General features: G+C 60.4%; 20 protein-coding genes. 12 read left to right on the top strand and 8 right to left on the bottom strand.

All coding sequences use genetic code 11. The features are described 5' to 3' along the window. Positions 1 to 76: 76 nt before the first annotated feature. Entirely contained in the window at positions 77 to 970 is an 894-nt protein-coding gene (locus AAEZ06_RS21750) for a LysR family transcriptional regulator (RefSeq protein WP_350616155.1), read from the bottom strand. A gap of 239 nt (positions 971 to 1,209) precedes the next feature. On the opposite strand from AAEZ06_RS21750, the gene AAEZ06_RS21745 reads away from it, so the two are divergent. From AAEZ06_RS21745 to dctM, 8 genes are all read left to right on the top strand, one after another. Continuing rightward, positions 1,210 to 2,028 carry an HTD2 family dehydratase gene (locus tag AAEZ06_RS21745; protein WP_350616153.1) on the top strand — a complete coding sequence of 273 codons (819 nt, stop codon included), beginning with the start codon at positions 1,210 to 1,212 and terminating at the stop codon, positions 2,026 to 2,028. Positions 2,029 to 2,063: 35 nt separating this feature from the next. Beyond that, positions 2,064 to 3,227 carry an acyl-CoA dehydrogenase family protein gene (locus AAEZ06_RS21740; RefSeq protein ID WP_149412487.1) on the top strand — a complete coding sequence of 388 codons (1,164 nt, stop codon included), beginning with the start codon at positions 2,064 to 2,066 and terminating at the stop codon, positions 3,225 to 3,227. Positions 3,228 to 3,237: 10 nt separating this feature from the next. Continuing rightward, positions 3,238 to 4,587: an MmgE/PrpD family protein gene (locus AAEZ06_RS21735; protein ID WP_350616151.1), complete on the top strand. Its 1,350-nt coding sequence runs from the start codon at positions 3,238 to 3,240 to the stop codon at positions 4,585 to 4,587. Positions 4,588 to 4,596: 9 nt separating this feature from the next. Then, positions 4,597 to 5,793 (top strand): CaiB/BaiF CoA transferase family protein, encoded by a 1,197-nt coding sequence (locus AAEZ06_RS21730; protein WP_149412360.1) that lies wholly within the window; start codon positions 4,597 to 4,599, stop codon positions 5,791 to 5,793. Positions 5,794 to 5,807: 14 nt separating this feature from the next. After that, a complete protein-coding gene (locus tag AAEZ06_RS21725; protein WP_149412359.1) occupies positions 5,808 to 6,623 on the top strand; it encodes an HpcH/HpaI aldolase/citrate lyase family protein in 816 nt (271 codons plus the stop codon). Positions 6,624 to 6,724: 101 nt separating this feature from the next. Further along, a complete protein-coding gene (locus AAEZ06_RS21720; RefSeq protein WP_149412358.1) occupies positions 6,725 to 7,708 on the top strand; it encodes a TRAP transporter substrate-binding protein in 984 nt (327 codons plus the stop codon). Between the two features lie 166 nt (positions 7,709 to 7,874). Continuing rightward, entirely contained in the window at positions 7,875 to 8,507 is a 633-nt protein-coding gene (locus AAEZ06_RS21715) for a TRAP transporter small permease (protein WP_149412357.1), read from the top strand. After that, a complete protein-coding gene (dctM, locus tag AAEZ06_RS21710) occupies positions 8,507 to 9,787 on the top strand; it encodes a C4-dicarboxylate TRAP transporter large permease protein DctM (RefSeq protein WP_350616148.1) in 1,281 nt (426 codons plus the stop codon). The genes AAEZ06_RS21715 and dctM overlap by 1 nt, the downstream gene beginning before the upstream one ends. Before the next feature lie 209 nt (positions 9,788 to 9,996). On the opposite strand, the gene ampC is transcribed toward dctM, so the two are convergent. Then, a complete protein-coding gene (gene ampC, locus AAEZ06_RS21705) occupies positions 9,997 to 11,151 on the bottom strand; it encodes a class C beta-lactamase (protein WP_350616146.1) in 1,155 nt (384 codons plus the stop codon). 132 nt (positions 11,152 to 11,283) lie between these two features. On the opposite strand from ampC, the gene AAEZ06_RS21700 reads away from it, so the two are divergent. After that, on the top strand, positions 11,284 to 12,165 hold the full coding sequence (locus AAEZ06_RS21700; RefSeq protein ID WP_350616144.1) for a LysR family transcriptional regulator: 882 nt from the start codon (positions 11,284 to 11,286) through the stop codon (positions 12,163 to 12,165). 212 nt (positions 12,166 to 12,377) lie between these two features. Here the strand turns inward: AAEZ06_RS21700 and yghX are convergent, their stop codons facing one another. From yghX to AAEZ06_RS21685, 3 genes are all read right to left on the bottom strand, one after another. Further along, entirely contained in the window at positions 12,378 to 13,265 is an 888-nt protein-coding gene (gene yghX / locus AAEZ06_RS21695) for a YghX family hydrolase (RefSeq protein WP_350616142.1), read from the bottom strand. A 57-nt stretch (positions 13,266 to 13,322) separates the two neighbouring features. Then, positions 13,323 to 13,817 (bottom strand): PaaI family thioesterase, encoded by a 495-nt coding sequence (locus AAEZ06_RS21690; RefSeq protein ID WP_149414517.1) that lies wholly within the window; start codon positions 13,815 to 13,817, stop codon positions 13,323 to 13,325. Positions 13,818 to 13,904: 87 nt separating this feature from the next. After that, the gene (locus AAEZ06_RS21685) at positions 13,905 to 14,795 is read right to left on the bottom strand and encodes a DMT family transporter (RefSeq protein ID WP_149414518.1); all 891 of its coding nucleotides are present in this window, start codon (positions 14,793 to 14,795) and stop codon (positions 13,905 to 13,907) included. Between the two features lie 89 nt (positions 14,796 to 14,884). Here AAEZ06_RS21685 and AAEZ06_RS21680 point away from each other — a divergent pair, with 89 nt between their 5' ends. Beyond that, positions 14,885 to 16,213, top strand: a complete 1,329-nt coding sequence (locus AAEZ06_RS21680; RefSeq protein ID WP_149414519.1) for an aminotransferase-like domain-containing protein — start codon at positions 14,885 to 14,887, stop codon at positions 16,211 to 16,213. Here AAEZ06_RS21680 and AAEZ06_RS21675 read toward each other — a convergent pair. Continuing rightward, on the bottom strand, positions 16,210 to 16,851 hold the full coding sequence (locus AAEZ06_RS21675; RefSeq protein ID WP_350616139.1) for a LysE family translocator: 642 nt from the start codon (positions 16,849 to 16,851) through the stop codon (positions 16,210 to 16,212). The two genes, AAEZ06_RS21680 and AAEZ06_RS21675, sit on opposite strands and share 4 nt — an antisense overlap. Before the next feature lie 176 nt (positions 16,852 to 17,027). Beyond that, positions 17,028 to 17,708, bottom strand: coding sequence for a hypothetical protein (locus AAEZ06_RS21670; RefSeq protein WP_350616137.1), 681 nt, complete (start codon positions 17,706 to 17,708; stop codon positions 17,028 to 17,030). 77 nt (positions 17,709 to 17,785) lie between these two features. Here AAEZ06_RS21670 and AAEZ06_RS21665 point away from each other — a divergent pair, with 77 nt between their 5' ends. After that, entirely contained in the window at positions 17,786 to 18,016 is a 231-nt protein-coding gene (locus AAEZ06_RS21665; RefSeq protein WP_149414522.1) for a DUF6434 domain-containing protein, read from the top strand. Beyond that, a complete protein-coding gene (locus AAEZ06_RS21660; protein WP_256666345.1) occupies positions 17,971 to 18,189 on the top strand; it encodes a LysR family transcriptional regulator in 219 nt (72 codons plus the stop codon). The genes AAEZ06_RS21665 and AAEZ06_RS21660 overlap by 46 nt, the downstream gene beginning before the upstream one ends. Here the strand turns inward: AAEZ06_RS21660 and AAEZ06_RS21655 are convergent. Next, positions 18,131 to 20,308: a TonB-dependent siderophore receptor gene (locus AAEZ06_RS21655; protein WP_350616134.1), complete on the bottom strand. Its 2,178-nt coding sequence runs from the start codon at positions 20,306 to 20,308 to the stop codon at positions 18,131 to 18,133. The two genes, AAEZ06_RS21660 and AAEZ06_RS21655, sit on opposite strands and share 59 nt — an antisense overlap. Between the last annotated feature and the right edge of the window lie 39 nt (positions 20,309 to 20,347).

Genomic DNA, 20,347 nt, shown 5'->3' with positions numbered 1-20,347 from the left:
AATTTGGATGCTTGAATGCTAGGGAAGGGGTGTCCAGCAGTCTTTGAGAGCTTTGTCGGGAAACTGTCAAAGACTGTTAAGTGGGCGCCTGTGGCATCAATGTCGCAATCAACGCCCTGATGGTTCCCGGCAACGCTTCCAGTTCGCGCACCAGGATACTGCGTTCACGTATGGCCCAGGTTTCGTCGAGCTTGACCGTCACCAGCTGCATGGTCCGGCTGTGCCGAACGGCAGCAGACTCGGGAATGATGCCGATGCCCACGCCAGCCTCGATCATCCGGCAGATAGCCTCGAAGCTCGACACCTGGATGCGCAGTGACAAGTGCTTGCCGAGGCGCTCGACATGCTCACGCAAGAAACTCAACAGCGTGCTGCCTTCGTGTAGGCCGATGTGTTGGTAGGCGAGGGTTTGTTCCAGCGTCACCGACGACTTGTCCGCCAGTGGATGCCCCACCGGCACCATCAGCACCAGGTGGTCGGTGCTGAAGTGCAACACCTGCAAACCCGCAGCTTCCACGGGGCCGGCGATGATGCCCATGTCGCTGGTGCCGTCGAGCACGCCACGGACGATGTCACGGGATAGGCGCTCCTGCAGGTCGACGGTCACGCCAGGGCGCTGAGACAGGAAGCCGGCGAGGATTTCCGGAAGGAATTCAGTCACCGCTGTGGTGTTGGCAAAGATGCGGATATGCCCGGCCGAATCAATACCGTATTGGGTGAACTCGCTTTTCAGGTAATCCACCTGGCGCATGATCAGCCGTGCATGGTGCAGCAGCCGTTCGCCCGCCGGGGTGATCTCCACGCCACGGCTGTCGCGGTACAGCAGCCGTGTGTCCAACTGGCCTTCCAGGGTCTTGATCCGCGCACTGGCGGCGGCAGGCGAGAGGAAGGCGCGCTTGGCGCCTTGGGTGAGGCTTGGGGACTCGGCGATATGGATAAACAGGCGCAGGTCGGTCAGATCGAAGTGCATGCAAGGCTCCCGAAAATAATCATGACTCCTCGTAGCAGCTGTCGAGCCCCGGCGAGGCAGCGTCAGCGGTGTATCTGACGCATCGCTGACGCAGCCTCGTTTCACTCGACATCTGCTACTGGGGAGAGGATTTGGCGTTCAGCATAGCCGAACGCTGCTTTATTAAAATGCAAATTCCCGGAACGACCACGGGCTTGCATGATCCGGTGCAGATTCCCTGCCCAAGGACATGCCCCCCGATGAGCGCCACAGACTGGATTGGCCGTAGCGAAACAGCCCACGACCACTTGAGCCACAACTTGCTCAAACGTATCGCCGCGACGTTGGGCGAGGAGGTTCCGGCCGATGGCGGTTCCGTTCCCGCGTTATGGCAATGGTGCTTTTTCCAGGACCCGTTGCCGGAATCGGCGTTGGGTGGTGACGGTCATCCAGCCCGTGGTGGTTTCCTGCCTCCCGCCGAAAATCGCAACCGCATGTGGGCCGGTGGGCGTATCGAGTTTTTCCATGCCTTGCGCGCCGGTGAGTCAGCCACTCGCGTGTCCACCATCACCCAGGTGGAAGAAAAAACCGGCCGTACTGGTTCGCTGCTGTTTGTCACCGTATGCCATGACTACACCCAGGACGGCCTCCTGGCGATTCGCGAAGAGCAAGACATCGTCTACCGCGAGCCCACGTCACCCAAGCAGGGCAGCGGCGAGGCGCTGACGCAGGGCGACTGGCGCGAAGCTGTCGACCCGACGGCCATCCTGCTGTTTCGCTACAGCGCCGTGACCTTCAACGGCCATCGCATCCACTACGACTACCCCTATGTCACCGGCACCGAAGGCTATTCGGGGCTGGTGGTACACGGCCCGCTGATCGCCACCTTGAGCCTGCGCGCCTTTTGCCGTGCCCACCCCGACGCGACCTTGCGCCGGCTTTCTTATCGCGGCGTTCGCCCGCTGATTGCGCCGCAACCCTTTGAAGTCGGCGGGCGCATCACTGCAAAAGGTGTCGCTGAGCTGTGGGCCGGTAACGCCGATGGCCTGGCCCAGCGTGCAGAGCTGCATTTCGAATAAACCACCTCCAAGAACAATAGGCGCAGAGCCCCATGATGAACCCGAACGACAGCGAAGAACTGAATGCCATCCGCGAAGGCGTACGCGCCCTTTGCGCCGAATTCGATGCCGCTTACTGGCGTAAGGTCGATGAAGAAAAGGGCTTCCCCGACGCCTTCGTCAAGGCCCTGACCGACGCCGGCTGGCTGGCGGCGATGATCCCGGTGGAATACGGCGGCTCGGGCCTGGGCCTGGCCGAAGCGTCGGTGATCCTCGAAGAAGTGAACCGCTGTGGCGGCAACTCCGGCACCGTCCACGGCCAGATGTACAACATGTTCACCTTACTGCGCCATGGCAGCGAGGCGCAGAAAAGTTTCTACCTGCCCAAGCTGGCCAGCGGTGAATTGCGCCTGCAATCGATGGCCGTCACCGAGCCCACCACCGGCACCGACACTACCAAGATCAAGACCACCGCCATCAAGCGCGGCGACAAGTACGTGATCAACGGTCAGAAAGTGTGGATTTCCAGGGTCCAGCATTCCGACCTGATGATCCTGCTGGCGCGTACTACGCCCCTGGCCGAAGTGAAAAAAAAGTCCGAAGGCATGTCGATTTTCCTCGTTGACCTGCGTGAAGCCATTGGCAACGGCCTGACGGTCCAGCCCATTGCCAACATGGTCAACCACGAAACCAACGAGCTGTTCTTCGACAACCTTGAATTACCCGCTGATAGCCTGATTGGCGAAGAGGGCAAGGGCTTTCGCTACATCCTCGACGGCCTCAACGCCGAGCGCACCCTGATCGCCGCCGAGTGCATCGGCGACGGCCGCTGGTTTATCGAAAAGGCCAGTGCTTATGCCCGCGACCGCGTGGTGTTTGGCCGGCCCATCGGGCAGAACCAGGGTGTGCAGTTCCCGATTGCCCAAGCCCATATCGAAATCGAAGCGGCAGACCTGATGCGCTGGCGTGCCTGTGAGGAATACGACAGCGGCGCCAACGCGGGGGCAAGCGCCAACATGGCCAAGTACCTGGCGGCCAAAGCCTCGTGGGAAGCAGCCAACGCTTGCCTGCAAACCCACGGCGGCTTTGGTTTTGCCTGCGAATACGACGTCGAGCGCAAGTTTCGCGAGACCCGCCTGTACCAGGTGGCGCCGATCTCCACCAACCTGATCCTGTCCTACGTGGCCGAGCATTTGCTCGAACTGCCACGTAGCTTCTGAGGGCCTGACCATGAGCCATACCCAAGCCCTCTGCCGCTTTCTGGCGGCACTGAATTACGAGCAATTGCCGGATGCGGTCCTGGCTCGCACCGAAGACCTGTTTCTAGACTGGCTCGGTTCGGCGCTGGCAAGCAAAGGCGCGCATCCGATCCCGTTGTTCGAACGTTACGCTTCAAGGATGGGCCCGGCCACGGGAGCTGCGCAGGTCATCGTCAATGCTGGCAGTAGCAGTGCTTATTTCGCCGCCCTGGTGAACGGTGCATCGTCGCACCTGGTGGAGCAGGATGACCTGCACAACAGCTCGGTGCTGCACCCGGCCACCGTGGTGTTTTCGGCGGTATTGGCCGCGGCCCAGGATCTGGGTAAATCAGGCCCTGAACTGCTGTTGGCCTCGGTGGCCGGCTACGAAGCGGGGATTCGCATCGGCGAGTTCATGGGCCGTTCCCATTACCGGATCTTCCACACCACCGCCACTGTCGGCACCCTCGCGGCAGCGGTGGCGGTGGGCAAGTTAATGGACTTTAACGAAGAACAGTTCATCAACCTGCTGGGCAGTGCCGGCACCCAGGCGGCTGGCCTTTGGGAGTTCTTGCGCGATGCCGCCGACTCCAAGCAATTGCACACCGCCAAGGCTGCGGCCGACGGATTGCTCGCCGCCTATTTAACCGCGGACGGGCTGACTGGTGCGCGCAATATTCTGGAGGGTGACCAGGGCCTGGCTGCGGGCATGTCCAGCGATGCTGACCCACGGCAGTTGTCTGATCGCCTGGGCAGTCGCTGGGCATTACTGGAAACCTCGTTCAAGTTCCACGCTTCTTGCCGCCACACTCATCCGGCGGCTGATGCGTTGCTGGAATTGATGCGGCGCGAAGGCCTCACTCATGAACAGATCAGCCGTGTGCAAACCCGTGTCCACCAAGCCGCCATCGACGTGTTGGGACGGGTAAAAGTGCCGCAGACGGTGCATCAGGCCAAGTTTTCCATGGGCACCGTGTTGGGCCTGATCGCCGTGCATGGCAAGGCCGGTTTGACCGAGTTCCATGAATTGGCGCTGCACGATGCAAGCGTGTCGGCCTTTAGCGACAAGGTCAGCATGACCCTGGACGCGGAAGTCGACGCCGCTTATCCCCGGCGCTGGCTGGGCCGGGTCATTGTCACCACGGTTGATGGTCGCGTATTAAGCGGCGCCATCGACGAACCCAAGGGCGACCCGGGCAACACTCTGAGCCGCGAGGAACTGGCCGAAAAATTCCAGCGCCTGGCGCAATTCAGTGGCGCCCGCACGCCGTCGCAGGCCGACGAGCTGGTCCGCAAGGTCTGGGATTTGCGCAATGCGGTGTCCATGGATCACTGGCTCTGAGGAATTGTCATGACTGTTAATCAACGACCGCTGGACGGCATAACCGTTGTCAGCCTTGAACACGCGATTGCCGCGCCGTTTTGCACCCGTCAATTGGCCGACCTTGGCGCGCGGGTGATCAAGGTCGAACGCCCTGGCGCCGGTGACTTCGCCCGTGGCTACGACGAACGGGTACGTGGCCTGGCCTCGCACTTCGTCTGGACCAACCGCTCCAAGGAAAGCCTGACCCTGGACCTCAAGCAGGATGAGGCGGGTGCCATTCTGGAAACCCTGTTGGCCGATGCTGATGTGCTGGTGCAAAACCTCGCACCGGGTGCAGCGGCGCGTATGGGGCTGTCATTCGAAGCGCTGCACGAGCGCTTTCCACGGCTGATCGTTTGCGACATCTCCGGCTACGGCGAGGGCGGCCCTTACGAGAAAAAGAAAGCCTATGACCTGCTGATCCAGAGCGAAGGCGGCTTCCTCTCTGTGACCGGTGGCCCTGGCGACGACCAGATGGCCAAGGCCGGTTGCTCCATCGCAGACATTTCCGCCGGCATGTACGCCTACAGTGGGATTCTTTCGGCACTGCTGTTACGGAGCCAGACTGGGCAGGGCAGCCGCATCGACGTCAGCATGCTGGAAAGCCTGGTGGAGTGGATGGGGTACCCGATGTATTACGCCTTTGACGGTGCGCCCCAGCCACCGCGCGCCGGTGCGGCCCACTCGACGATTTACCCGTATGGGCCGTTCCCCACGGGTGACGGCGGCACGGTGATGCTCGGCCTGCAGAATGAGCGCGAGTGGGCGGCATTTTGCGACAAGGTCCTGCTGACCCCGGCGCTGGTCGCTGACGAACGTTTCTCGGCCAACTTCAAGCGCTCGGCCAACCGCGAAGTGCTGCGCCAGATCATCGTTGACAGCTTCTCGCAGCTGAGTGCCGAAGCGGTGATCCAGCGCCTGGAAGATGCGCAGATCGCCAGTGCCCGAGTCAATGACATGCAGGGCGTGTGGGACCACCCGCAACTCAAGGCCCGTGACAGTTGGCGCCAAGTTGACAGCCCGGCGGGCCCGTTGCCGTCGCTGTTGCCACCGGCCCGCAACAGCGCGTTTACCCCGCGCATGGATAGCGTGCCAGGGCTGGGGCAACACAATCAGGGGATTCTGGGCCAGTTGGGCTACTCCACCGAAGCCATCGAAGCCCTGCGCACACGCGGCGTCATCTAATAAGGAATTGATCCATGCCAAACCCAATTGTGCGCTCCGCGCTGTTCGTTCCGGGCAGCCGCCCTGAGCGGTTTTCCAAGGCCCTGGCCAGCGGCGCCGACGCGGTGATCGTCGATTTTGAAGACGCGGTGGAAGAACCTCTCAAGCGTCAGGCCCGGGACAACCTCGGGGTATTTTTGCAAGGCACGCCAGAGGCGCGTGTCTGGGTACGCGTCAACGCCCCGGGCCACCCTGAACATGCGGCGGATCTGGCGTTCTGCAAAGCCCATCGCGGTGTCGCCGGGGTGCTGTTACCGAAAGTCGAAAGCGCTGCGCAGGTGGCCTTCGTGGCGGCCACCGGCAAAGTGATTTGGCCCATTATCGAAAGTGCGCGGGGTTTGCTGGCGGTGGCTGAAATCGCCCATGCGCCACAGGTTGAGCGACTGTCGTTTGGCGGCCTTGACCTGGCGCTGGACCTGAACCTGAGCAGCAACTCCAGGGCCGCCGAGTTTGCGTTGGACCAAGCCCGCCTGGCGCTGATCGTGCACTCGCGCGCCGCCTGCCTTGTGGCGCCGTTGGACGGCGTACACCCGGCCATCGACGACCCCGATGGCCTGCGCCGTTCGATCCGCCATGCCTACGAAATGGGCTTTGCCGGGGCGCTGTGTATCCATCCCAAGCAAGTGGCCGTGATCCACCAGGCCCTGGCCCCCAGCGCTGAAGATTTGGTCTGGGCTCAAAGAGTGGTGGATGCGGGGAGCCACGGGGCAGGGGCCTATCAGATTGATGGGCAGATGGTGGATGCGCCGGTATTGCTGCGGGCGCAGCGGTTGTTGGCTGCACAGCTTTAGCGTTCGTCCACACCGAACGCAGGTATCAAAAAATCGAAATTCTCTATACGCGTGACATCAGGCACCTTGCCCTATAACACAACAATAAGAAGGTGATTTCCATGCTCAAGCTTTCCCGAGCGCTGTTCTGCGCCGCTTCCTTGTGTGCTGCGGGCCTGGCCCATGCGGCCGACCCCATCGTCATCAAGTTCGCCCACGTCGTTGCCGAAAATACCCCCAAGGGCCAGGGCGCGCTGCTGTTCAAGAAACTCACCGAAGAGCGCCTGCCGGGCAAGGTCAAGGTTGATGTCTACCCGAACTCGTCGCTGTTCGGTGACGGCAAGGAGATGGAAGCACTGCTTTTGGGTGATGTTCAGATGCTTGCACCATCCCTGGCCAAGTTCGAGCAATACACCAAGAAAGTGCAGATCTACGACTTGCCGTTCCTGTTCAGCGACCTCGCCGCTGTCGACCGTTTCCAGGCCGCCCAGGGCAAGGAACTGCTGAGCGCGATGCAGGACAAGAACATCCTGGGTCTTGCTTATTGGCACAACGGCCTCAAGCAGCTGTCGGCGAACAAGGCCCTGCATGAACCCAAGGACGCCCGCGGCCTGAAGTTTCGCGTGCAAGCTTCAAGCGTGCTGGAAGAGCAGTTCAAGGCCATCCGCGCCAACCCGCGCAAGATGAGTTTTGCCGAGGTGTACCAGGGCTTGCAGACCGGCACTGTCAATGGCACCGAGAACACCTGGTCGAACTATGAAAGCCAGAAGGTCAACGAGGTGCAGAAATACTTCACCGAGTCCAACCATGGCCTGATCGACTACATGGTGATCACCAACGCCACGTTCTGGAACGGTCTGCCGCCGGATGTGCGCACTGAGCTGGACAAGATCATGGTCGAAGTCACCGTCGAGGTGAACAAGCAGGCCGAAGCGCTGAACCAGTCGGCCAAGCAGAAGATCATCGATTCCAAAACCAGCGAAATCATCGAACTGACCCCCGAGCAGCGCCAGCTGTGGCGCGAGGCCATGCGCCCGGTGTGGCAGAAGTTTGAAGATGAAATCGGTGCCAACCTGATCAAGGCGGCGGACGAGTCCAACCAATAATGGCCACGTGAAGGTACAACCTTCTTAGCAGCTGTCGAGCTCCGGCGAGGCTGCGTCTGCGGTGTACCTGATACTCCGCCGAACGCTGCCTCGTCGGGGGCTCGACAGCGGCTACGCGATGTTGAGCCTTACCGTCATTTCCCCTCCAGTTTCGCGAGGTTTTGCCATGCAATCGCTAAGGCGCGTCTGGGAGCACCTGGAGGAAGGGTTTATCGCCTTCCTGCTGGCCGCCATGACCCTGGTGACGTTTGTCTACGTCATGCTCAACAACACCTACACCCTGTTCTTCGCCCTGGCAGACAAGTGGGCGATCAGCAGCAACTTCTTCAACGCCTTGGGCGACGGCACCATGACCTGGGCCCAGGACATGACCTGGAGCGTGGCGCTGACCAAAGCCATGTTTGGCTGGCTGATTTTTTTCGGCATCTCCTATGGCGTGCGTACTGCTGGCCACCTGGGCGTCGATGCATTGGTCAAACTGACGCCGCGCCGGGTCCAGCGCCTGCTGGGCATGCTCGCCTGCTTGTGCTGCCTGGCCTACGCGGGGCTGTTCATGGTTGCCAGTTACAAGTGGATGAGTGCGGTGATGAACGCGCATATCGGCGCCGAAGACCTGGATAAGTTCGGAATCGATGTCGGTCATATCGTACTGATCGTGCCCATCGGTTTTGCCCTGGTGCTGATTCGCTACCTGGAAATTTTCTACCGACTGTTCACCCACCGTCAGGTCGGGTTGGGGCTGGCGGATGAAGCCGGTGAAGCCAGCAAGTTGGCTAGCCGCCATGAGGAGCGTCACTGATGGCCGTTCTTTGTCTGTTTTTGCTGCTGTTTGTGTTCATGTTTCTGGGTGTGCCGATTGCCATTGCCCTGGGCTTGTCGGGGGCGGTATCGATCCTGATGTTCAGTCCGGATTCGGTCAGTTCGCTGGCGATCAAGCTGTTTGAAACCTCGGATGCCTACACCTTCCTGGCGATTCCGTTTTTCCTGCTGTCTGGCGCATTCATGACCACTGGTGGCGTGGCGCAACGGCTGATCGATTTTGCCAACGCCTGCGTCGGCCACATCCGTGGCGGTTTGGCGATTGCTGCGGTACTGGCGTGCATGCTGTTTGCAGCGTTGTCCGGTTCATCGCCAGCGACGGTGGCGGCAGTGGGTTCGATTGCGGTGGCGGGCATGGTGCGTTCGGGTTATCCGAAGGAATTCGGTGCCGGGATTATCTGCAACGCGGGCACCCTGGGCATCCTGATTCCGCCGTCCATCGTAATGGTGGTGTACTCGGCGGCAACCGAGACCTCGGTGGGCAAGCTATTCATGGCCGGTGTGATTCCGGGGTTGTTGTTGGGCCTGATGCTGATGATCGCGATCTACATCGTCGCGCGTATCAAGAAGCTGCCAGCGCAGCCACGGGCGACCTTCCGTGAGTGGCTGACCTGCGCGCGCCGGGCATTCTGGGGCCTGCTGCTGTTGGTGATCATCCTTGGCGGGATCTACAGCGGTATGTTCACCCCGACAGAAGCCGCGGCGGTGGCGGCGGTGTATTCGGCGTTTGTCGCGCTGTTCGTCTACAAGGACATGAAGCTTAAGGACTGCCCGAAAGTGCTGGTGGAGTCTGGACGCCTGGCGATCATGCTGATGTTTATCATCGCCAACGCCATGCTCTTCGCCCATGTGCTGACCACCGAACAGATTCCCCAGGAAATCACTGCCTGGGTGATCTCCGAAGGACTGACGCCAATTGGCTTCTTGATGATGGTCAACGTGGTGTTGCTGGTGGCGGGCAGCTTTATGGAACCGTCGGCCATCGTGCTGATCCTGGCGCCGATCTTCTTCCCCATTGCGATGAAGCTGGGTATCGACCCGATTCACCTGGGAATCGTGATGGTGGTGAACATGGAAATCGGCCTGGTACATCCACCGGTGGGCCTGAACCTGTTCGTGACCTCAGCGGTGACCGGATTGACCCTGGGCGAGACTATTCGCGCGGCGTTGCCGTGGTTGATGATCCTGCTGGCGTTCCTGATTCTTGTGACCTATGTGCCGTTTATTTCACTGGCGTTGCCGGGATGGTTGGGGATGTAAACCCGATCCAGAGCGCACCAAAAAACAGTGTGGGCGTCGGGCTTGCCCGCGATGGCGGTATGTCAGTCAGTACATCTGGCGATTGACACGCCCTCATCGCGGCATAGGTATCTACACATCGTTGAGGTTGGCATTGCGTAGCAAGCTGTCGGCGTGCACGGTGTATCTGACACACCGAGGTATCAGGTTTACGACTGCTTCGTCGGGGCTTATTGGTCCAGCGCCTTCAAGATAGCGTGGGCCGCCTTCACCCGTTCCGCATTCGGGTAGTTCTTGTTCGCCAGGATCACGATGCCGATGCCTTTGCTTGGGACATAAGCCACGTAGGCGCCGAAGCCACTGGTGGAACCGGTCTTGTTGACCAGTGTGTCGGCCCGAGGGGGCTGCGGCGGTGTCAGCCAGTTGACCTTATGAGGTTCCAGGATCATGGCTGTCGAGTTGCCGGCGAGCAAGGCGTCCAGTGTGATCGGGTAGGGGTACATCTCCCAGCCCAGGCCTTGGGTGGTGCCGTCGACGGTATAGAAACCGGTGTGGGTGGCGGCGATGGTCTGTTGCAGCGGTTTTTCCAGATTGGCCGGGTGCATATTCACACCGACGTAGTGGATCAGGTCCGATGGGCTGGTTTTCACACCATAGGCTTCACTGTCCATCGCGCCAGGGCCGACGCGCACCGGCTTGTCGTCCTTGCCATAGCCTTGGGCGTACAGGTTCATTTGCGCGTTGGGCACGGTGATGTAGGTGTGCTTGAGGCCCAGTTTCGGGAACAGGGTCTGTTCCATCATCCGGTCGAACGGCTGCCCCAGGCTTTGCGCTGCCAAATAACCGAACAGACCCAGGCTGGGGTTGGAGTACAGGCGGTGGGTGCCAGGGGTGAAATCGGGCTTCCAGTGCTGGAAGTAGCTGATCATCCGGTCGGCGTTGTCGGCATCGCGAGGAAACTGCAACGGCAGGCCGCCAGCGGTATAAGTCCCCAGGTTGAGGACGCTGATGTGGTCAAATTTGCTACCGCGCAAGGCTGGTAAGTACTGGCTGGCCGGAGCCGACAGCTTCAGTTTTCCGGTGGCCTGGGCGTAGCCGGCCAGGGTCGCGGTGAAGGTTTTGCTGACCGAGCCGATTTCAAACAGGGTGTTTTCGGTCACCGGTTGCTGGCCGTCTTTTGACGCAACGCCGTAGTTAAAGTATTGAGCCTTGCCGTTCTGCACGATGGCCACTGACAGGCCAGGGATAGCCTGTTGCCGCATCAGCGGTTCAATGGTGTCATCCACCACCTTGCGCAGATCGGTGGCGGCCATGCAGTTGCCTGCGCCGAGCAATAAGGCGAAGATCGCGACGTTGTGCATCCGAAACAAAGTCTTTTCGTACATGATTGTGTCGCTTCCATGAGGTTGAACTTGAATACTGCTACCTGCGCAGGCGCTGCAAATCTAGGCACTTTCCCCCCGATCGACAAACGATGATATCTCGCATCAGCCATTAGAAAAATTTGGGGTTAAGTCATGCTTCGTTCTCATCTGCCCCTCAATGCCCTGCGAGCCTTTGAAGCCTCGGCACGGCATTTGAGTTTTACCCGCGCCGCCATCGAGTTGTGCGTGACTCAGGCGGCGGTCAGCCATCAGGTGAAAAGCCTGGAGGCGCAGCTCAATGTCATCCTGTTCAAACGCCTGCCCCGTGGCCTGATGCTCACCCGTGAAGGCGAAACCCTGTTGCCGGTGCTGCGCGAATCCTTCGACCGTATCGCCCAGACCCTCGGCCAGTTCGAAGGCGGGCATTATCGCGAAGTGTTGACGGTGGGCGCGGTGGGTACCTTTGCCGTGGGCTGGCTGCTGCCGCGCCTGGGGGATTTTCAGGCACGCTACCCGTTTATCGACCTGCGCTTGTCTACCCACAACAACCGCGTCGATGTTGCCGCCGAAGGCCTGGACTACGCGATCCGCTTCGGTGCAGGTGCCTGGCACGGTACCGACGCGGTTGAGTTGCTGGAGGCGCCGCTCACGGTGCTGTGCGTACCGCAGATCGCTCGGCAATTACACACGCCCGCAGACCTGTTGAAGCACACCTTACTGCGCTCTTATCGTGCCGACGAATGGACTCAGTGGTTCCAGGCGGCGGGATTGCCTGCCGACACGTTAGTACCTCGTAGCGTCGTCTTCGATTCCTCATTGGCGATGATGGAGGCTGCGCTGCAAGGTGTCGGTGTGGCCCTTGCCCCGGCGATGATGTTTTCCAGGCTACTGGTCACGGATGCGATCCAGCAGCCGTTCGAGGTGGGGATCACCACGGGCAGTTACTGGCTGACGCGCTTGCAGTCACGGGCCGAGACGTCGGCGATGCTGGCGTTCAAGGAATGGTTGCAGGAGGTGGTAGAGGCGCCACTATAGGGACCCCAGAGCAATTTTTATGGCGAGCGTGCTTGTTGTGGCGAGCGGGCTTGCCCGCGTTGGGCTGCGAAGCGGCCCCAGTAAGGTCACTGCATTCCTTTAGACAGAACTAGGTGTCCGGTTTTAGGGCCGCTTCGCGCCCCAACGCGGGCAAGCCCGCTCGCCACAACAAGCCTGCCTGCCACAGATTCTGTGTCAGCATCTGATTGAGCCTAAACCAGGTACTTGCGAAACCACCCCAAGGTCCGCTCCCAGGCCAGGTTCGCGGCTGCTTCGTCATACCTGGGCGTGGAGTCGTTATGAAAGCCATGGTTGGCGCCCTTGTAGATAAAGGCTTCATAGTTCGTGCCGGCCGCTTTCAAGGCTGTTTCATGGGCTGGCCAACCCTCATTGATCCGCGTATCCAGTTCGCCGAAGTGCAACATGATCGGCGCCTTGATGTTGGGCACATCCTTCGCCTGCGGCTGGCGGCCATAAAACGACACCGCTGCCCCCAGTTCCGGATAGGCCACGGCCGCCGCATTGGTCACGCCGCCGCCATAACAGAAGCCGGTAATGCCGACCTTGCCGGTGCTGGTGTCATGGTTCATCAACCATTCGATGGCGGCGAAGAAGTCGTTCATCAGTTTGGTCGGGTCGACGGTTTGTTGCAGCGCCACGCCTTTTTCGTCGTTGCCGGGATAACCGCCTACCGAGGTCAGTCCATCAGGTGCCAAGGCGATAAACCCGGCCTTGGCCAAGCGCCGGGCGACGTCTTCGATGTAGGGGTTTAGCCCACGGTTTTCATGCACGACCACCACAGCCGCAAGCTTACCGGTGGTTTTTGCCGGGCGAACCAGGTAGCCGCGGACCTCGCCATTGCCCTTGGGTGAGGGGTAGGTGATGTAGTCGGCGACGATGTCCGGGTCAGTGAATTTAACCTGCTCGGCCAGGGCGTAATTGGGACTCAGGGAGGCGAGCAGGGCCGACGCGGTCAACCCGCCGAAGGTGAACAGCGCCGCACGGTCGAGAAACTCTCGCCGGTTGATCTTGCCGTGGGCGTAGCCGTCGTAGAGCTCCAGCAGTTCAGGGGCAAAGTCTTTGGCGGTCAGACGAGTCATCGGTGCATTCCTCTTCACAGGGACCGTTCAGCAGATGGCATTGAATGTAGACCACTATCAGGCTTGCCGAGCATGGGCCGCAGTTGCCAACTGTCCGGTATCGACCTGCACGAAGATTGAGTCACCAATCGCCGTCAGCACGCCATCGGCATACACCTCGCAGACCACCCGGCTCTTGCGCCCGACTTCGCCTTCGACTTTGGCCCGCAAGGTCAGTGGCACGCCCATGGGAGTCGGTTTGATGAACTTGATGCCGAGGTTGCCGGTCACGCAGTCGATGCGCGGCAGGCTGCCTGGGGCGCGATGTTCAGCCTGGTAGTGATAGGCCATGGCGGTCCAGTTGGAATGACAGTCCACCAGCATGGCGATCAACCCGCCGTAGACCAGGTCTGGCCAGCCGCAGTATTTGGCGTCGGGCTGGTGTTCGGCGATGACGTGGACGCCGTCTTCGTCCCAACGGCTCTTGACGTGCAGCCCGTGTGGGTTGCTGGCGCCGCAGCCATAACAGACGCCGTCCGGCGCGGTGGTGTCTTGCAGGGAAGGGGTGTGCATCGTGGTTCCTTGTTTTTGTGGGTGAATGTGACTCCCATCATCCGACGAGCCTAATGCCAGGCACTGGAATAAATCCAGCAACCTGAGCTAGCGGGCAAACTTCTTCGCCCCGGCCACGCACACAATCACCGCCACTGTCACTCCCAGCATGCCCAGGCTGACCTGCTCATGGAGCAAGGTGGCCGCCAGCGCCAGGCCGAAGAACGGTTGCAGCAACTGCAACTGCCCCACCGCAGCGATGCCACCCTGGGCCAGCCCGCGATACCAGAATACAAAGCCAATCAGCATGCTGAACAGCGACACATAGCCCAGGCTGAGCCAGGCCGGCAGGCTGATGCCCGAGAATGAGTCGGGTGCCAGCACGGCGGTCAGTGGCGCTACCACCGGCAGCGACAGTACCAGTGCCCAGCAAATCACCTGCCAGCCGCCCAGGGTTTTGGACAGCTTCGCCCCTTCGGCATAACCCAGCCCGCAGGCCAGTACCGCCAACAGCATCAGCAGGTCGCCGATGGGTGCCGCGCTGAGCCCTTGGGACACGGCGTAACCCATCACCAGCAGGCTGCCCAGTATCGAGAATAACCAGAACACCGGTCGCGGCCGTTCGCCGCCGCGCAGCACGCCGAATACGGCGGTGGCCAGGGGCAGCAGGCCGATAAAAACGATGGAATGGGCGGAGGTCACGTACTGCAACGCCAGGGCTGTCAGCAGCGGGAAACCTATCACCACGCCCAGGGCGACGATGACCAGTGGCATTAATTGGCTACGCGCAGGGCGCTTTTCCTTGAACAGCCAGAGCAGGCACAGCCCAAGCAGGGCGGCGATGGTCGCTCGGGCGACGGTCAGAAACACCGGATCGAACTCCAGCACCGCCACCCGCGTCGCCGGCAGCGAACCGCTGAAGATCAGCACGCCGATAAAGCCGTTGATCCAGCCGCGGGTGCTGTGTTCAGCGGTGCTCAGGTGAGAGGTACGTTCCATGGGAGTTGCGCTCGATAGGTGGGTTGCATTCAGTGCATCCTATGATCGAAGATTAAGACAATCAAAAAATTGTCATGGATACATCACCTATGCCTCGCGCTCGTTATAAGTCGTTGGTCGATACGTTTGCCAGGGATATCCGCAGCGGGCTCCTGGCGCCTGGCACCCGCTTGCCGACACATCGGCAGTTGGCTGCCAGCCATGGATTGGCCTTGGTCACGGCGAGCCGGGTGTATACCGAACTTGAGTCCATGGGCCTGGTCAGCGGCGAAACCGGGCGCGGCACCTTTGTCCGGGAGATATCGCTGTCGCCGGGGCAGGGCATTGGCCAGGTCGCCGTGGCAGCGGGCATGATCGACCTCAACTTCAACTATCCGTCGGTACCCGGCCAGGCCGATCTGCTGCGCACGGCGTTGCGTCAGTTGGCGCTGTCCGGCGACCTGGAATCCCTGTTGCGCTACCAGCCCCATGGCGGGCGGCCGCATGAGCGGGCAGCGATGGCGCGTCATCTGCGCAGCCGAGGGCTGACCGTTGCCGCCGAGCAGGTGCTGATCGTCAGCGGTGCCCAACATGGGCTGGCGGTGGCGATGATGGCGTTGCTCAAGCCCGGTGATGTGGTGGCGGTGGATGCGTTGACCTACTCGGGCTTTAAGGTGCTGGCCGAGACACTGCACCTTGAAGTCGTGGCCATACCAGTCACTGCGACGGGGCCTGATCTTGTCGCCCTGGAAAAGCTTTGCCGCACCCGCTCAGTGCGAGCCGTGTACAGCATGCCGACCCTGCATAATCCGCTGGGTTGGGTGATGGGGGTCGAGCCGCGTCAGCAACTGGTAGCTATCGCTCGCGAGCATGATTTGATCCTCATCGAGGATGCGGCCTACGCATTTCTGGTGGAGGATGCGCCGCCGCCACTGGCGCAGTTGGCACCGGAAAGAACGGTGTATGTCTCAGGGCTGTCCAAGAGCGTGGCCACCGGTTTGCGGATCGGGTTTGTCAGTACGCCTGCGCAGTGGGTGTCTGCTCTGGAACGCACCCTCATGGCCACCGTCTGGAATACCCCAGGGGTGATGACGGCCATTGCTGCCGCCTGGATTGATGACGGCACCGTCGCCCAGCTTGAAACGCATAAGCGCCAGGATGCCCAGGCCCGGCAAGCCTTGGCCGCCGAAGTATTGGGCGACCTGCATTACGTTAGTCATCCGTCCTCGTATTTTCTGTGGCTGCCACTGCCGGAAGACGCGCGGGCCGACCAGATCGCCATGGCGCTGATGCGCGAAAATATCTCGGTGTCGACGGCCGAGCCGTTTGCGATCTCGGCCCATGTGCCCCATGCACTACGCCTGGCGCTGGGGTCGGTGGGTATGGCTGCATTGCGAGAGGCGCTGGTAAAGGTGCGGCGGTTGGTGCAGGCGTACTAGGCCGTCTGCCGGCGTATCGTCAACAGCATCGTCCCGAAAAAGATAAAGGTGGAGCCGATCACGCGATTAACCCATTTCGAAAACCCCGGCCGGGCCAGCAGGCCTTTGGTTTGGGAGGCGAGCAGGGCGTACAGGGTCAACGACAGCGCCGACAGCGTCATGAAGATCAGGGTCAAAACCAGAAACTGCGGCACCAGGGTCGAGTGCCGGTCAATGAATTGCGGGAACAGCGCGGTGAAGAACAGCACCGCTTTAGGGTTGGTGGCGGCGGTTAAAAAGGCTGACTTGAACAACTTCATGGGTGACGGGCTGCTGACACGCATCGGGACTTGCGGGTTATCTGAAAGCGTCGAGTTTGTCTTCAACAGATTCTTCGCCCCCAGGTAAAACAGATAGCCGGCACCCAAGATCTTCACGGCACTGAAGATCCACTCGGAACTGACGATCAGTGCCCCCAGCCCCAACATCGCCGCCGCTGATATGCAAAACAGTCCGCTGACATTGCCCAGGGAAGACCACAAGGTGGATTTGGCTCCGTAAGTGAGGCTGTTATTGAGCGCCATTAGAGTCGCCGGGCCAGGGCTGGCGATGGCAATGCCGGCGACGAGGGAGTAGGTCAGTATCGAGTGAATGTCCATGTTCAGTCTCGTGGATGTTGAAGCGCAGATAGGAATAACAGATTGGCAGTATAAGTCCCTAAACGCCCCGTGGAAACGCTGTTCACTGCCCGGAGTTTCGCGTTCGTCGATATGCAAGTGCGCTTCAGATCACTGGCAACGCCTGCCAAAATAGCTGAGGCCGTCGTAGCGTGGGGTTAAGGCGTGTCCTTCACGAACTGCGTCTGCCCCTCGCTTTTGATTAGCCCGGCCTTGGGCACTTGCAGCGTGTGGAAGGACTGGCCCGACGGGTCTCCCGGTTCGCGTTTGAGCAGGTAGAACATGTCGTCTGATTCCGCTATCTGGCAGGCGGTGTAACGGTCCAGGTTACTGAAGGTCAGCGTGCGTTCCTGGCATTCTTTTGCTGTTTCTAGGGCTGCATTTTTACCCGACTCCAAAGGGACGCTGACGGTGAAGTACCAGGCGGAGTAAGCCACGGCGGCGAGGGCGACACACACCCCAAGGAGCTTGAAAGGTGTGCTCAATTCGCTGGCGCGTCGACGTCGGTTGTCGATCCATGTGGGCAAGGTTCTGGCCGGTGGAGGTTGTCTGCCGGGTTTTTCGCTCAGGGCGATGAGCATCGTCATGGCAAATACCAGAGCAATCATGAACAGGATGGCCGCGATGACTGAACTCAGCCCAGCGCCACCATAAACGGCCAGTTTTTGCGCGCTGAAGTTCAAGCGGTCAATGGGCACGTCCAGTACCAGGTAGTATTTTTCCAGGTGGGCATAGCCGTTCAGGATGAACGCGCCCAGCATGCCGGCGATCAGCAGCGCCGCCTCGATCTTCAGGTACTTTCTATAGCGAGCCAATACGGGTTCATCCGGACTGTCCATGTTTTTATCTCCTTGTTTAATCCGCTGGCTTGCGGCGCGCTATGATTGCCCGACTCAGGACGTAGCAGGGAAAAAAGATGGATTTTGACTGGCACAGCAGCTCTATCACTCGCGATACCGCGGTCTCCAAACACTATAAAAACACCCAGAACGTGCGCCGCTTCATGCTTGAACACTGCGGCGCAGGGTTCAAGTTCGACCGGGCGTTCATGGCGTGGATTGGCAACGATATCCCCAAGACCATGGGCGATGTCGTTGACGAGTGGCAACGGCGGAACGGCAGTCCACAACCGTCTGCTGGCCGGTAGTTCCGGCACAATCGGCATTGAGCACTCAGATTCGCAGGCTTGAAGAGTTGCTCGGCCAGCGGCTGTTGCGCAGAACCGCTGCTACAGAGTGTGTAGCAGCGGTGCCAGTCACGTTTAGAAGCTGTACTTCGCCGTCAATCCATAGCTGCGTGGGTTGCCGTAGGTTTCGGTAGACCCCCAGGTAGGGCTGGTGCCAATCGCTGCGTAATAGACGCGGTCGAAAATGTTGTTGGCGTTCAGTTGCAGGTCCAGATGCTTGTTGACCTGATAACCCGCCATCAGGTCGGCGACGGCGTAGCTGCCTTGTTCGAGGCGATAGGTGCTATCGGCCACGGCCACGTCGTTGTACATGCGGCTCTGCCAATAGACGTTGCCACCGATACGGAGTTTTTCCAGAGGGCCCTGGAGGTGGTAAACGGTCGAGACTTTGAACAGATGCTCAGGCGTGTCGGGGTCGAAACGCTGTTTGTTGTTGGCCGGGTTGGTGTCCTTGATGAAGTGGGCCCGGGTGTAGGTGTAGCCGGCACCGACTTGCCAGTTCTCGGTGAGCGCGCCTTGCAGCTCCATATCGATCCCTTGACTGCGGACCAGGCCGGACGCTTCGTAGCAGGTGAGCACCGGGCAGCCAAGCTGGGTAACCGCTTCGGTGGCGCGGTTTTTCTGGTCGGTCTGGAACACCGCCAGGCTGGCGTTGAGGGCACCGTTGAAGTACTCGCCCTTGATGCCGATTTCGTAGTTTTCCCCCACGATCGGGTCCAGAATTTTTCCGGACAGGTCCTGGTTTGATTGCGGCGTGAATATGTCGGTGTAGCTGGCGTACACGGAATGGTGATCATCAAGCTTGTAGATCAGGCCGGCGTAGCGCGTGAGGTTGCGGGTAACCTTGTAGTCGTTGTCGCCTGCGCGGTCGTCGGAGTCATACCAGTCCAGGCGGCCGCCGAGTATCAGTGTGAGCGGGTCGGCCAGGCTCAATCGGGTCGTCAGGTAGACAGCGTCCTGGGTGGTGATGGTGTGGCTTTTACCGTCGCGCACGAAGTCCGGTTTCGGTGCGCCGATCGGCAATCCGGTGTCGTAAGGGCTGTAATCCTTGGTGGTGTTGTCGTAGATGCGCTTACTGGCGCCGACCACTACTTCATGGGTGCGACCGAGGGCTTCGACCGGGCCGCTGGCATAGGTGTCAAAAGCGCTTTGCTTTTCGTCTTGCCTCGATTGATAGGCGGTGGTCTGCATCGGGCCGTTGTAGCGCGACAGGTAAGTACCCGAGAACAGGCCGTCCAGAGTCGAGGTGGAGCCTGCTACGTGCAGTTTCCAATCGTTGTCGAAACGATGTTCCACGTCACCGAACACGGTGTCGACACGCAGCTTCTTGTTTTCCCAATCGGTGCCGGGGTAGGTGGAGCGGGGCAGATTCAGGTGGTGGCCGTCGGTGCCGATGGGCAAGCCGCCCCAGAAGAAGTTGGTCTGGTCTTCCTGACGGGAGAAGCCCAAGCTCGCGGTGGTGCTGTCGCTCAGGTCGGCTTCCACGATCCCGTAGAACAGGCCGTGATCGCTTTCTTCCTTGTCGCGAAAGCTGTTGGCATCGCGATAGGAGCCCACCACTCGCCCGCGCAGGGTGCCGCTATCGTTCAGCGGGCTGGAAGCATCGAATTCGCCGCGGTAATCATCCCAGCTACCGGCGGCACCGGTCAGGGTGACCTGTTGGTCGGCAGTGGGGCGCTTGCGCACCATGTTGATGGCCGCCGAAGGGTTGCCAGCGCCGGTGACCAGGCCGGTGGCGCCGCGAATCACCTCCACGCGATCAAACATCGCCAGGTTCGGCTGCACGCCCATGGTCCAGCCCGAATAGGCGCTTGGCAGGCCGTCATACATGATGTTGTCGATATCGAAGCCGCGAGAACTGTAAGTCTGGCGGCCGGGTCCGCTGGCCTGGCTGAGAAACAGGCCGGGCGTGTTCTTGACCACATCGTTGACGCTGGTCATGGCCTGGTCATCCATGCGCTGGCGCGTAATGACCGTCACTGCCTGCGGGGTTTCGCGCATGGTCAGTGGCAACTTGGTTGCGGTCTGCATGGCGCCGGTGGTGTAGGACCCGGTGCCTTCGGTAGTGGTACCCAGCTGTTCACTGGTGATATTGGTGGCGCCCAGTTCCAGCGTGGCGGATGGTTGTCCGGATGGGGCTTGGGTAGATTGGGTTTCGGCGGCAATGGCTGCCTGAGTGCTTGCGATGCAGACGGCCATGGCCAGAAGACCAGGTGAAAAACGCATACGGCTTTGCAGTTGATGCCCCGGCATGAATCTGGCTCTCCCCGAAGCCGTCCCTGGCAAATAGCA

Source organism: Pseudomonas sp. HY7a-MNA-CIBAN-0227 (assembly GCF_040310325.1).
Taxonomy (GTDB): Bacteria; Pseudomonadota; Gammaproteobacteria; order Pseudomonadales; family Pseudomonadaceae; genus Aquipseudomonas.
The sequence above is the reverse complement of the archived record's forward strand: the minus strand, read 5'-3'. Positions and strand labels throughout refer to the sequence as shown.

Excerpts from the sequence above, each read along its gene's own strand:
- AAEZ06_RS21750 (WP_350616155.1), bottom strand. The coding sequence starts at position 970 with ATGCACTTCGATCTGACCGACCTGCGCCTGTTTATCCATATCGCCGAG.
- AAEZ06_RS21745 (WP_350616153.1), top strand. The coding sequence starts at position 1,210 with ATGAGCGCCACAGACTGGATTGGCCGTAGCGAAACAGCCCACGACCAC.
- AAEZ06_RS21740 (WP_149412487.1), top strand. The coding sequence starts at position 2,064 with ATGAACCCGAACGACAGCGAAGAACTGAATGCCATCCGCGAAGGCGTA.
- AAEZ06_RS21735 (WP_350616151.1), top strand. The coding sequence starts at position 3,238 with ATGAGCCATACCCAAGCCCTCTGCCGCTTTCTGGCGGCACTGAATTAC.
- AAEZ06_RS21730 (WP_149412360.1), top strand. The coding sequence starts at position 4,597 with ATGACTGTTAATCAACGACCGCTGGACGGCATAACCGTTGTCAGCCTT.
- AAEZ06_RS21725 (WP_149412359.1), top strand. The coding sequence starts at position 5,808 with ATGCCAAACCCAATTGTGCGCTCCGCGCTGTTCGTTCCGGGCAGCCGC.
- AAEZ06_RS21720 (WP_149412358.1), top strand. The coding sequence starts at position 6,725 with ATGCTCAAGCTTTCCCGAGCGCTGTTCTGCGCCGCTTCCTTGTGTGCT.
- AAEZ06_RS21715 (WP_149412357.1), top strand. The coding sequence starts at position 7,875 with ATGCAATCGCTAAGGCGCGTCTGGGAGCACCTGGAGGAAGGGTTTATC.
- dctM (WP_350616148.1), top strand. The coding sequence starts at position 8,507 with ATGGCCGTTCTTTGTCTGTTTTTGCTGCTGTTTGTGTTCATGTTTCTG.
- ampC (WP_350616146.1), bottom strand. The coding sequence starts at position 11,151 with ATGTACGAAAAGACTTTGTTTCGGATGCACAACGTCGCGATCTTCGCC.
- AAEZ06_RS21700 (WP_350616144.1), top strand. The coding sequence starts at position 11,284 with ATGCTTCGTTCTCATCTGCCCCTCAATGCCCTGCGAGCCTTTGAAGCC.
- yghX (WP_350616142.1), bottom strand. The coding sequence starts at position 13,265 with ATGACTCGTCTGACCGCCAAAGACTTTGCCCCTGAACTGCTGGAGCTC.
- AAEZ06_RS21690 (WP_149414517.1), bottom strand. The coding sequence starts at position 13,817 with ATGCACACCCCTTCCCTGCAAGACACCACCGCGCCGGACGGCGTCTGT.
- AAEZ06_RS21685 (WP_149414518.1), bottom strand. The coding sequence starts at position 14,795 with ATGGAACGTACCTCTCACCTGAGCACCGCTGAACACAGCACCCGCGGC.
- AAEZ06_RS21680 (WP_149414519.1), top strand. The coding sequence starts at position 14,885 with ATGCCTCGCGCTCGTTATAAGTCGTTGGTCGATACGTTTGCCAGGGAT.
- AAEZ06_RS21675 (WP_350616139.1), bottom strand. The coding sequence starts at position 16,851 with ATGGACATTCACTCGATACTGACCTACTCCCTCGTCGCCGGCATTGCC.
- AAEZ06_RS21670 (WP_350616137.1), bottom strand. The coding sequence starts at position 17,708 with ATGGACAGTCCGGATGAACCCGTATTGGCTCGCTATAGAAAGTACCTG.
- AAEZ06_RS21665 (WP_149414522.1), top strand. The coding sequence starts at position 17,786 with ATGGATTTTGACTGGCACAGCAGCTCTATCACTCGCGATACCGCGGTC.
- AAEZ06_RS21655 (WP_350616134.1), bottom strand. The coding sequence starts at position 20,308 with ATGCCGGGGCATCAACTGCAAAGCCGTATGCGTTTTTCACCTGGTCTT.